Origin of the sequence: Roseburia sp. OF03-24, from assembly GCF_003463035.1 — a bacterium.
Classification (GTDB): domain Bacteria; phylum Bacillota; class Clostridia; order Lachnospirales; family Lachnospiraceae; genus Roseburia; species Roseburia rectibacter.
Genome location: NZ_QSCK01000004.1, coordinates 97,455 through 110,379, shown reverse-complemented (window position 1 = coordinate 110,379; position 12,925 = coordinate 97,455). Strand labels below are relative to the sequence as shown.

Here is a 12,925-nt window from a genome sequence, read left to right as displayed (position 1 = left end):
AAGTACATGAAAAGAAAAACAAAACGAATACAAGCAGTATGTATCTATATGATGTTATTATTATTGTTGCTTTTGCCACAAACAGCAATGGCAAAAAATACAGAAAAATCCAAAACCACATTTCCGGTTCAGGTAATTCATAAGACTGGTGATGATAAAGAAAACTTTGTGATCGTGATCATGGGAGATGGCTATACCGCCAGTCAGCAGGATCAGTTTTTGGAAGATGCCACCCAAAAGGCGCGTGGAATGCTGACATGGTCACCATATAGGGAATATTCTGACCGTATTAATATTTACGCTGTGCAGGCAGTTTCTAACGAGGCAGGCATTGGAGTGTATGGCGGTAAGAGTCCGGATACATATTTTCATGTCAAAGTATATGGAAAGGCAGCCGGATTTACCAATGGCGGAGATGAAAGAGCCAAAGCGTTAAGGACAGAACTGGAAGAAAATTATCTGGATGAAGGCGCAAATGTTGGAACGATTCATATACTTTGTAATGATACAGGAAGCTATGGTGCATCAGTAAATCCATTATTTTCTTTTTCTACAAATTCTGAGGATAATAGTGATGGAATGGTTATGGCTCACGAGACTGCCCATAGTATAGGCGGACTCGGCGATGAATATGAGAGATATACCAACAAACCAAATATGTCCGACACTACTGATCCGGAGAAAATCAAATGGAGCAAAATGTTAGGATTTCGCGGGATCGGAATCACGAATGCAGGAACGGATACCGCATTTGCGCCCAGTCGCGAATGTATGATGCGGTGGCTCGGACAGCCGTTTTGTGAGGTCTGCAAAATGGAACTGGCAAGAAAGCTGAATAACACGGATTATGTCAGTAAACCGGCGGCTCTTTATATCAGTGATCCTGAAGTTTCTATTCCTCATAACAAAACCGCGACACTTGACAGAGACAGTGAAAAATACAGAATTACCGAGTCTAATATCACAAAAGCCAATGATCATGATTTGGAATTTCGCACGGTTGTACAAAATATGGTGAATAAGGAACAGCATCTTAAGATGAGTTTTCGCATTATCGGCACAGATGGAATAACGGTAAAATATAGTGCAGAAAAAGAATTTACCATCCAAGCCCTTACAAATTTCTATGACCCGGATGCTGCAAGAGAGTCTCTTTCCGTTGTACTTAATGATGTGTATGGTCTGGCAAACGGTGACAGACTGGATGGAAAAATCGTGAACATGGATACGCAGGAAGTCTTAGCTACAGATAAAACAGCTGACCAGGCATGGAGTACCGTAAACATTCATTACCGGTTAAAGATGGAAGACGGAACGGAAACAGATCTTCCTGCTACAAAAACATCTATTGTCCATGCACCACGCAATTCTACATATACCTTAAGAAATCCTGAGTTATCCGGTTATGCCTGTGTGGGAAACAGTGTGGATCAGGATAAGATAACGATCACGGAAGACAGCATGGACATTGTTTATTATTATCAGGAGAACAATGATTCCTCCGGAGACGAAGATCAGGAGATAGCAGAGTGTACGACAAGACCGGTTACAGTGCCGTATGATTCAAACAGGCATACATTTGACATTAGACCAGGGGAGGGTGTGAATCTTCGATACAGTATGAAGGAGGACGGACCTTATACAATAGAAGAACTTCCGGCTTATACAGACGCAGGTAAATATACAATTTATTTTGAAGCATCTTCTGATTCTGCAAAATCCTGTTATGGGCAGGCATCTTTGAAAATTACAAAGGCTGTTACAGAACTAAAGCTTCTTGCAACGCCCACAGGATCAGAGGGTGCTGGCAGCGTAACACTTAAAGTTATAAAACAGGGAATCAGCGCAGATGAACCGGTGGATATTACTTGCAATGATTCCAGCATTACACTGGTTAAGAAGGAAAATGATCAGTGGACGGTATCACTTCCGAACAAGACAAAGACGTATCTATTTACTGCCAGATATAACGGTAATGCAAACTATGCGGGGAGTAAAGCTGCCTGTCAGGTTACTGTGAAAGAAAAGAAGTCACAAACTGGGGGAGGGACATTGATTCCCCCGGAAAAACCGACACCAGAAGAACCAACACCGGAGAAACCGGCACCAGAAGAACCGACCCCGGAGAAACCGGCACCGGAGAAACCAACACCAGAAAAACCGGCACCAGAGAAGCCGAATCCGGGAGAAACAGAAGTGGTTCCAAATGTAACACCTGTGCCAGAACTTGAAAGCAAGACAGATAAAACAATAAAGAATAAGACCGTCACAATAAAATGTAAATCCAGGAAAGGGAAAAAACAGGTTTTAAAACTTGATAAATCAACGATTAATTACCTTATCAAAAAAGAGGCAAAAGCACTGCAATTGGAATTTGGAAATGTTGCAGTTATCATGGACCGCAATGCCTTAAAAGAAATAAAAAAACAGATGAATTCAGATGTGTATTTTCATGTTAAGAAATTAGATAAACGCATTCTTTCTTCAAAGGCAGGTAAAATTGTCAAAAAACGTCCAATGTATGAAATTTCGGTTACAGGTGCAAAGAAAAAAACGTTGGGAAAATTGAAAAAGGGAAAGGTTACCGTAAAGATCCATTATAAGATTTCTAAGAAAGAAAAAAAGAAAGATCTTTTTGCGTACACCATCAACAAAAAAGGAAATGTCAAAAAGATTTCAAAATCTTATTATGATTCTAAGAAACAGACAGTGAACTTTACAACAAAGAGCTTTTCTAAATTTGCAGTGGGCGGTCGTTTGTGAGAGTGATAAAAAGTTCCTGGATCAAAAAATACAGGAAAATGCCTAAATTGCGGGAATTGCAACCATCAATTGACAGATTGACAGGCACATTTGGTAGCCTGCAACCGGTCAAAATGGGTATGATGGAGGCGTAACAAAGATCACATCATTGAAAAAGAAAAGAGGATGAGTTATGATTTTAGCTGAAAAAATTATGGAAGAGCGAAAAAAGAACGGATGGTCGCAGGAAGAACTGGCAGAGAAACTTTCCGTCTCCAGACAGGCGGTGTCAAAATGGGAGAGTGCCCAGTCAATACCGGATCTTCAGAGGGTGATCCAGCTGTCAGAGATTTTTGGGGTGAGTACGGACTATCTTTTAAAGGATGAATGTGAGTCACTGCAGCCCATTGAGGGAGTGGAACCTTCCGATAAAGATTTTCCATTAAAAAAGGTTTCGATGGAAGAGGCAAATGATTTTATGGATGTCCGGAAGAAAAATGCACCGAAGATCGCGGCCGCAGTTGCAGCCTGTATCGTCAGTCCGTCAGTTCTGATATTTTTGGCAGGATTATCGGAGACGCAGATTGGAAATATTTCCGAGGGTGTGGCTGCATCGGTTGGACTGGTATGCCTGCTTGGATTTGTGGCGGCAGCGGTATTTACATTTATTTTCTGCGGTATGCAGACAAAAAGATTCGAGTTTCTGGAAAACGAATGTTTTGAAACCGCCTATGGGGTAGAAGGGCTTGCAAAGGAAAAATTAAAAAATTATGAGGGAACATTTACCAGAGGAATCGCCGTTGGCGTGGTGCTCTGCATCGTTGCGGCAATCCCGCTTTTGGTGGCAGCATGTATGGATGCACCGGATGCTGTATGTACCAGCTTTGTATCGCTGCTTTTAATTCTGGTAGCATGTGGCGTGTATATGATAATCCGTGTCGGTATAATAAAAGGAAGTTATGATATTCTTTTGCAGGAGGGAGATTATACTATTTCAGAAAAGAAACTGAAAAAGAAGTTAGATGCATTTAGCGGAGCGTACTGGTGTATTGCCACTGCAATTTATCTGGGATGGAGTTTCTGGACAATGCGTTGGGATTTTACATGGATCATCTGGCCGGTGGCAGGGGTACTTTTCGCTGCAGCATCAGGTATTTTCCGTGCGGTCATGCAAAATGAAAAGAAAAAAATAGAATGAAAACAGGCTAGTGTGAAAAATAAGATTTTTCACACGCAGGAATGGAGTAAAATGAAATATCAGTCAGTTGCAATACTTGGAGCAGGAGCAGTAGGTTCCTACATCATCTGGGGACTTACCCAAAAGAAAGATATTGATCTGTGTGTGGTTGCGTCAGGAGAACGCAGAGCACGTTATGAAAAAGAAGGATTTTTTATCAATGATAAAAGATACGATCCAGTCATAAAAACACCTGAGGAGGCACACGGCGTAGATCTTTTGATCGTAGCAATGAAATACAATGCACTCCGCCCGGCATTAAAGGATATCCGGACGGTGGTGGGAGAGAAAACAACCGTTATCAGCTTGATGAACGGCGTGGACAGTGAGGAGATCATCTCAGAGGTGATCTCTTCTGATAAAATCGTACATTCACTGATCAAAGTGGCATCGGAGAGAGATGGCAACCATGTAAAATTTGAGCCGGAGACAACGATCGGCATTATCTACGGGGAAGCAGATCTTAGCAGAGGGACAGAGAGAGTTGAAGCATTAAATGATCTTTTTGTGGATACAGGGCTTCATTACAGGGCAACTGATGTGATCCTTACGGAAATCTGGAGCAAATTCCGGCTCAATGTGCCAAATAATCAGGCGCAGGCTATGGTTGGCTGTGGCGTCGGAGCCTATAAAGACAGCGAACATATGGCATTTTTGCGGGACAGACTCAGGGAGGAAGTGGATCTGATCGCAAAGGCAAAAGGAATTGATTTTGACAAATCGGATACATCCTCAACCTTTGGCAGCAAAGTCATGGACCGCGCTAGATATTCCACGCTTCAGGATCTTGATGCAAAGCGTCACACAGAGGTAGATATGTTTGCCGGTGCAGTCGTTCGTATGGGGAGAGAGTTAGGCATTCCTACACCGTATAATGAGTTTACTTATCATATGATCAAAGCCTTAGAAGAAAAGAACGACGGGAAATTTGATTACAAATAAGAAAACAGAATGGGAATAAAGTCAAATTGCGGTGCAGTGCTGCATTTCTTACAGCTTTCATTTTGATGTCATCTGCCTGTGTAAATGGATTAATCTACAAGAAAGTGGTATTTGACAAAGCCGGTTTTACAGACACGCCGAAATCGATCGATGAGTTTCTGGGCATTAAAGGCAGATTTTACTGTTTCCGGTTATTACAGTGTATATTATTATATGCAGGAACAGGGATTTGAACATTTTCGTAGTATCTGCTTTTTTGCGATTAGGGAGAAAAATCAAGAATTAGGACTTCCTATTTAGAAAAAGATGTAGTATAATAGCCACATCGAAAAATTCAATTGTCACATCAGACATCATTTCCGCAGACGATTCCAACAGGTGAAAAAAGTAAGGAGTTTATGAATGAGAGAAAAATATGAGAGTTTATCATTAGTCGTTTTGCGTGATCTGGCAAAGGCACGGGGACTGAAGAATATTTCTTCCATGAAGAAGAGCGATTTGGTCAATCGTATGCTTGAAGAAGATGCACGCAAACAAAAAGAGACGGAGAGTATGCAGACGCAGGAAGAGCGCGGGGAGCGTGTGAAAGCAAAAGAGGGCACAGAGCGTTCGAAAGATCATGCACAGCCGAAAGAATATTCCAGAAAAAGGACGGAATATGTACCAAGGGAACGCGGAACAGATGCAGATCGTCAGACAAAAGAAAAGGCAGAAGAGCCGGTAGAAACACAGGAAAATCAGACGGCATCTGCAGCGGCAGATGATACCATGATGAGTCTTGACAGTGGAATTATGGCAAATGGTATTTTAGAGGTTATGCCGGATGGATACGGATTTATCCGCTGTGAGAATTATCTTCCGGGTGAGCATGATGTGTATGTTTCACCATCACAGATCCGAAAGTTTAATTTAAAAACGGGAGATATTGTCTGTGGTAATACAAGAATCAAGACACAGCAGGAAAAGTTTTCGGCACTTTTATATGTGACTACAATTAACGGCTATCACCCGAGTGTAGCCCAGAAGAGAAAAAGTTTTGAAGATCTGACACCGATTTTTCCGAATGAGAGGATACGTTTAGAACGCCCGGGATGCAGTGTTGCGATGCGTATTGTAGATCTTGTTTCCCCAATTGGTAAGGGACAGCGTGGTATGATCGTTTCCCAGCCTAAGGCAGGAAAAACAACACTTTTAAAAGAAATCGCCAAATCAGTAACATCAGGAAATCCGAATATGCACCTGATCATCCTTCTGATCGATGAGAGACCGGAGGAGGTTACAGATATCAAGGAAGCCATTGCGGGCGATAATGTTGAGGTAATTTACTCTACTTTTGATGAACTCCCGGAACATCACAAACGTGTATCGGAGATGGTGCTTGGCCGTGCAAAACGTCTGGTAGAGCACGGCAAAGATGTCATGATCCTTCTTGACAGTATCACAAGACTTGCAAGGGCATATAACCTTACGGTTCCACCAAGTGGACGTACCTTATCCGGAGGTCTTGATCCGGCGGCACTCCATATGCCAAAAAGATTCTTTGGTGCAGCGAGAAATATGCGTGAGGGAGGAAGCCTTACAATCCTTGCGACAGCGCTGGTTGATACCGGAAGCAAGATGGATGATGTTGTATTTGAGGAATTTAAGGGAACCGGTAACATGGAACTCGTGCTCGACAGAAAACTTTCGGAAAAGCGTGTATTTCCGGCAATCGATATCGTGAAATCGGGAACCAGAAGAGAAGATCTGCTGCTTGATTCCGAAGAACAGGAAGCAGTTGACATCATGCGAAAAGCAATCAATGGAATGCGCAAAGATGATGCCGTGGAGAATATTTTGAATATGTTTGCACGCACTAAAAATAATCGCGAATATATAAATATGGTAAAAAAGAACAGAATTGTTTAAAAATATCTTGATTTTTTGAGAATCGCATGATATAATAATAAAGCTGTTTATCGGGACTTTCCTTTGGAGTAAGTGCCATATGCGGATCGGGCATACGGGTACAAAAGGATTGAACAGGCGAAACTAAATAACGATAAGAACATAAAGAGGTGAAAATCATGAGAGAAGGAATCCATCCAGATTATTATCAGGCAACAGTTACATGTAACTGCGGAAACACATTCGTAACAGGTTCTACAAAAGAGGACATCCACGTAGAAATTTGTTCCAAATGCCATCCGTTCTACACAGGACAGCAGAAATCTGCAAGAACTGACGGACGTATCGATAAGTTCAACAAGAAGTACGGCATTAACAAATAGTACGCAAGTGAACATGGTTAAAGATAAGGTTGAGGTTTATTTAATCTCAACCTTTTTTTAGAGCAGAGGATTAGTATGAGGTATTCCGGTATTGGCGGGCAGGCAGTCATGGAAGGCGTAATGATGAAAAACCAGGAAAAATACGCCGTAGCTGTCAGAAAGCCTGATGGGGAAATCACACTTAAGATTTCCGAATATAAAGGTATAATAAAAAATAAGAAAATCAGAAACATGCCGATCTTACGCGGTGTGTTCAGTTTTATAGAGTCGTTGTATTTAGGCGTTTCAACATTGACATTTTCCGCTTCTTTTTTTGAGGAAGAGGAGCCGGAGCATGAAAAGAAGCAAACAAAAAAACGTGAAAAAAAGGCATTGACAGAAGAGCAGCAGAAAAGACAGGATAGCCTGATGATGGGTGGTACGGTTGCATTTTCCATCGTGCTGGCGGTTGCGATTTTTATGATCCTTCCGTATTATATATCTGTGTTTTTCCAGAAATTTACAGATTCCTATATGCTGATTGCTGTATTAGAAGGGATTATCCGCCTGGCGATCTTTATCGGGTATGTGGCAGCAATTTCATTGATGCCTGACATAAAAAGAGTTTATATGTATCATGGTGCGGAGCATAAGTGTATTAACTGTATTGAGCATGGAATGGATCTTACCGTTGAGAATGTGAGAAAAAGTTCCAGATTACATAAGCGCTGCGGGACCAGTTTTTTGTTGATCGTTATGATCATCAGTATTTTCTTTTTTATGTTTATCCATGTGGATTCGAGAGTATTAAGACTGGTACTTCGTCTTGTGCTGATCCCTGTGATCGCGGGGGTATCTTATGAATTTATAAGACTGGCAGGACGCAGTGATAATGCAGTTGTCAATCTGCTCAGCAAACCGGGACTTCTGTTGCAGCACATTACAACGAAAGAACCGGAGGATGACATGATCGAGGTGGGTATGGCATCTGTTGAGGCTGTGTTTGACTGGAAGGCTTATGTGAAAGAAATAAAGCAAGAGGACAGTAAGGAACATGACATATCGGGAAGCAATTAATCTCGGTGAGAAAGTTTTAAATATGGCAGATGTGGCAGATGCTAAAATCGATGCATGGCTGCTGTTAGAGATGGTCTGCAAGATTGACCGCAGTTTTTATTATCTGCATATGGAGGACGAGGTAGCTGAGGAACAGTTAAGTGAATATGAGATCGCACTGAGAAAACGCGCAGAACATGTGCCGTTACAGTATATTGTCGGTGAGGCTGAATTTATGGGATTGAAATTTAAAGTCAATTCCAATGTGCTCATTCCAAGGCAGGATACGGAAACTTTAGTGGAAGAAGCATTAAAAGTTGTAAAACCGGGAATGAATGTGCTTGACATGTGTACCGGTTCCGGCTGTATTATTGTCAGTATTGTGCATAATATACCGGAGGTGGAGGGAACAGCGACGGATATTTCCAAACAGGCGCTTCTTGTGGCGAAAGAAAATGCAAAGCTGAATCAGGTTTCGGTTACATTTGAACGCAGTGATCTGTTTGATAATGTGACAGGAACTTATGATGTGATTGTATCAAATCCACCTTATATAAGAACAGAAGAAGTACTTAAACTTATGCCGGAAGTACGGGATTTTGAACCGATGGAGGCATTGGATGGCAAAGAAGATGGTTTATATTTTTACCGGAAGATCATGGAGAAATGTCCATCGTATTTAAAACCGGAAGGGCACATTCTGTTCGAGATCGGTTATGACCAAGGCGAGGCGGTATCCGGGCTTTTAAGAGAGGCGGGATTTAAGAATGTGGCGGTCATCAAAGATTTAGCACAAAATGACCGTGTTGTGACAGGAATGCTTTAGCGTGGAATGTGGTGTGTTTGTTAGAAAGATGGTATGTGAAAACAGGGAATGTGTAAAGGTATTCTTTGATACACAGGAATGGAGGATTTATGTTTGATAAATTAGAGGATTTACTGATCCGTTTTGAAGAATTAATGAGTGAGTTAAGTGAGCCGGATGTTGCAAATGATCCGGTGCGTTTCCGTAAACTGATGAAAGAGCAGAGTGACCTGACTCCGATCGTAAACGCATACAAAGAGTACAAACAGTGCAAACAGAATATTGAAGATTCTCTTGCATTGCTTGAGGAAGAGTCTGATGAGGAGATGCGCGAGCTTGCGAAAGAAGAGTTAAACGATTCTAAGGCAAGAGTGGAAGAATTAGAAAAAGAGTTAAAGATCTTATTACTCCCGAAAGACCCGAACGATGACAAGAACGTTATCGTTGAGATCCGCGCAGGCGCCGGCGGTGACGAGGCTGCTTTATTTGCGGCTGAAATTTATCGTATGTATCTGCATTATGCGGAGAGCAGAAACTGGAAGACGGAGATCATGGAGGCAGATGAAACCGGCATCGGCGGTATGAAGAGCGTTACTTTTATGCTGAGCGGTCAGGGTGCTTATTCTGTTATGAAGTATGAGTCCGGTGTACACCGTGTACAGCGTGTCCCGGAGACAGAGTCCGGTGGACGTATCCATACTTCCACCATCACAGTTGCCGTGATGCCGGAGGCCGAGGAAGTGGATGTACAGATCGATGACAAAGATATCCGTATCGATGTCTGCCGTGCATCCGGTGCCGGTGGACAGTGTGTCAACACGACAGACTCTGCCGTGCGTCTGACACATATCCCAACCGGAATCGTGATCTACAGCCAGACAGAAAAATCACAGATCCAGAACAAGGCGAAAGCTTTCGCCCTGCTGCGTACCAAATTATACGACTTAGAGCAGCAGAAAGCCCACGATGCGGAAGCAGAGCTTCGTAAGAGCCAGGTCGGAACAGGAGACCGTTCTGAGAAGATCCGTACCTACAACTTCCCACAGGGACGTGTGACAGATCACAGGATCAACCTCACACTTTACAAACTTGATAAGATCATGAACGGAGATATCCAGGAGATTATTGACGCATGTATCGCAGCAGACCAGGCAGCGAAACTTGCGAAGATGAATGAGAATTAAGGATAGATGTTGTAAATATAGTTGGTATTTTTCACCAGTTAGAGAATTATCAGAGTAAATTATAATATGATTAGAGTGGAGCAGAGTCAGTCGGAAGGCTGGCTCTGATTTTTGCCCTTTTTTGCAGACTGGTGTGAATAACGGTGTAGTTTATGTAACTTTCTACGAAGATTTCATTGTTTCTGATGTTTAAATGGAAAATGTAAAAATGTTCTTGATATGAGAACTGGAGTATGATATTTTATAAATAGAACGTGCGTTCGTGTTCGAGAATAGGGGAAACATAATTGACGAGTGGGGGAAGATAATGAAAATTGAAAACATTATGAAAATGTTAGAAGTGTTTTGGCCAATTGCTATTGCAATTTATGGTTTTTTTATTTACAAATTTATTCCATATATGAAAACAAAAATTTTTATAAATGAATATCATAATTTTGAAGTATCATTTTTTTTGATGGAATACGAATTAGTAGGAACTATTGTAGCACAGGTATTGGTTATATTTTTAATTGTAGCATTTGGAAAATCGACGTGGTCTAATATTATAATAAATGAATATTTTTTTTCTTTAAGTGTCATTGGATTAATATATAGTTTTGGTATAAGTTTAATTGTAAAATTAAAAACAAAAAAAGAAATATGTCGTCAATATGTTTTTTGGAATAGTGGTTTACTTTGTAATTTCAATGCAAGGTTTAGCAATCTTAAAAAATTTATATAACAAACAGTATGATAGAGATATTTATTTTGTAGTTATTAGTTGCATTATTCTTCAAGTTTTGGCAAATATTAAGGCTGAAAAAGTACGGAATGTAAAGTATATAGTTATAACACAAAAAGAAACATATAAAACATTATTTGAACCAGTAAAAAGAGGAAAGTATTATTTTATAAGGATTACAGATAAAAATGAAGTTGAGAAGAAAAGAGTACAGATAGCAGAAGAAAGAATTGAGAAAATAGAGTATATTATTGAAAAAGTAGAAGAGCATGAATAATAGAATGGTAACAAAAACATAGTGAAATTGAATGATATAGACTATGTAGAGATATCAGATATATTAGGAGAAGTTATGATACTATTAGCTAAATGATTTAAGGAAAGTCAGTGTAATGGATTTTGTCTTGGAAAGGTGGTATGCGTATGACAGCAGACGAGTTGAGAAAGATAATTCAGTCCGGCGAAAAAATAGATGTGGAATTCAAACAGTCAGAAAATGATCTGACAAAGGATGTGTATCAATCGGTCTGTTCGTTTAATAACCGCAATGGAGGACATATTGTTCTTGGTGTAGTTGATAAGACAAAAGAGATTCGGGGTGTTAATTTCCAAAAAGTAGATAAGATACTCAAAGATTTTACGACATCTATTAATAATGCAAATAAGCTGAATCCACCGATGTATCTTACACCAGAGGTTTTTGAGATAGATGGAAAGATACTTGTCTATATCTGGGTGCCTGAGGGAACACAGCTTAGACGTTTGAATGGAAGAATCTGGGATAGAACACATGAAGGTGATATTGATATAACAGACAATGCAGAATTAGTGTATAAGATGTATGCGAGAAAGCAGAGCACTTATTTTGTGAATAAAGTTTATCCAAGACTTGGACTGGAGTATCTTGATCTTGACGTGATCCGAAGAGCGAAGCAGATGGCACTTTCAAGAGTAGACAATCACCCATGGGCAAATATGGATGAGAAAGAAATACTTAGAAGCACAGGACTTATTCTGACTGACCCGGATACGGGAAAGGAAGGAATAACACTTGCTGCGATTCTATTATTTGGAAAAGATAATACGATTATGTCTGTGTTGCCACAATATAAGACAGACGCTATTTATCGTGTGAAAAATCTGGACCGCTATGATGACCGCGAAGTTATTATCACGAATTTAATAGATAGCTACCGCAGATTGGTGGATTTTGGAAAAAAACATTTGAATGATACTTTTGTGTTGGATGGAGATCAGAGCGTGAGTGCCAGAGATAAGATTTTGCGTGAAATTATATCAAATATTCTGGCACATCGGGATTATTCCAATGCATATACGGCACAATTTGTGATTGAAAGTAACCGAATCTATACGAAAAACAGTAATCTTCCACATGGTCATGGAGAACTGAAATTGAATCAGTTTGAGCCATTTCCAAAGAACCCGCCGATTTCGAAAGTGTTCCGGGAAATTGGATATGCGGATGAATTGGGCTCTGGGATGAGAAATACGAATAAATATACGAAATTATACTCTGGTGGAACCCCCATTTTTTTGGAAGACAATATTTTTCAAATAGTGATACCGATGGAATCCGTTGCTGATTTGCAAGTTGGACCAGACAACGTTAAAAAGGTGACTGAAAAGGTGACTGAAAAGGTGACTGAAAAGGTGACTGAAAAGGTGACTGAAAAAGAGCAGGAGATTCTTGCATTGCTATTAGAGAATGCAAATTATACCATGCCTCAACTTGCAGAAAAATTAAAGATAAGCAGAAAAACAATAGCGGTGCGGTTGAAGTCATTGAAGGAAAAAAATGTGATAGAACGAGTGGGATCAGACAGAAAAGGTTATTGGAAAATAAATAAATGATACAGAAAAGTTTATATCAGGGGAACGAATCGAACAAAAAAATATTTTCTTACCCAAAACCGCTAATTCATGCTATATTATACTTGCACCCAGACGGTGTATCATGTATGATAT

Annotated in this window: 11 protein-coding genes; all 11 read left to right on the top strand. The window is 40.4% G+C overall.

The features are described 5' to 3' along the window. Nucleotides 1-6: 6 nt before the first annotated feature. The 11 genes from DXA60_RS03145 (at nt 7) to DXA60_RS03090 (ending at nt 12,811) form a co-directional block, all read left to right on the top strand. The gene (locus tag DXA60_RS03145; protein WP_243006737.1) at nt 7-2,763 is read left to right on the top strand and encodes a M64 family metallopeptidase; all 2,757 of its coding nucleotides are present in this window, start codon (nt 7-9) and stop codon (nt 2,761-2,763) included. A 172-nt stretch (nt 2,764-2,935) separates the two neighbouring features. Next, nucleotides 2,936-3,940, top strand: coding sequence for a helix-turn-helix domain-containing protein (locus DXA60_RS03140; RefSeq protein WP_117919433.1), 1,005 nt, complete (start codon nt 2,936-2,938; stop codon nt 3,938-3,940). Nucleotides 3,941-3,991: 51 nt separating this feature from the next. Next, on the top strand, nt 3,992-4,921 hold the full coding sequence (locus DXA60_RS03135; protein ID WP_117919431.1) for a ketopantoate reductase family protein: 930 nt from the start codon (nt 3,992-3,994) through the stop codon (nt 4,919-4,921). Nucleotides 4,922-5,323: 402 nt separating this feature from the next. Then, entirely contained in the window at nt 5,324-6,829 is a 1,506-nt protein-coding gene (gene rho / locus DXA60_RS03125; RefSeq protein WP_117919429.1) for a transcription termination factor Rho, read from the top strand. A 158-nt stretch (nt 6,830-6,987) separates the two neighbouring features. Further along, on the top strand, nt 6,988-7,191 hold the full coding sequence (rpmE, locus tag DXA60_RS03120) for a 50S ribosomal protein L31 (protein ID WP_006859131.1): 204 nt from the start codon (nt 6,988-6,990) through the stop codon (nt 7,189-7,191). A gap of 75 nt (nt 7,192-7,266) precedes the next feature. Next, nucleotides 7,267-8,247 (top strand): DUF1385 domain-containing protein, encoded by a 981-nt coding sequence (locus DXA60_RS03115; protein WP_117919427.1) that lies wholly within the window; start codon nt 7,267-7,269, stop codon nt 8,245-8,247. Further along, complete coding sequence (gene prmC, locus DXA60_RS03110) at nt 8,225-9,052, top strand: peptide chain release factor N(5)-glutamine methyltransferase (RefSeq protein WP_117919425.1); 828 nt, start codon at nt 8,225-8,227, stop codon at nt 9,050-9,052. Before DXA60_RS03115 ends, prmC begins: the two co-directional genes overlap by 23 nt. An 89-nt stretch (nt 9,053-9,141) precedes the next feature. Further along, nucleotides 9,142-10,215 (top strand): peptide chain release factor 1, encoded by a 1,074-nt coding sequence (gene prfA / locus DXA60_RS03105; RefSeq protein ID WP_006859129.1) that lies wholly within the window; start codon nt 9,142-9,144, stop codon nt 10,213-10,215. A gap of 307 nt (nt 10,216-10,522) precedes the next feature. Then, entirely contained in the window at nt 10,523-10,939 is a 417-nt protein-coding gene (locus DXA60_RS03100) for a hypothetical protein (protein ID WP_243006736.1), read from the top strand. A 58-nt stretch (nt 10,940-10,997) separates the two neighbouring features. Continuing rightward, entirely contained in the window at nt 10,998-11,216 is a 219-nt protein-coding gene (locus DXA60_RS19075; protein WP_243006735.1) for a hypothetical protein, read from the top strand. Between the two features lie 146 nt (nt 11,217-11,362). Continuing rightward, entirely contained in the window at nt 11,363-12,811 is a 1,449-nt protein-coding gene (locus DXA60_RS03090; protein ID WP_117919502.1) for an AlbA family DNA-binding domain-containing protein, read from the top strand. The last annotated feature ends 114 nt before the right edge of the window (nt 12,812-12,925 follow it).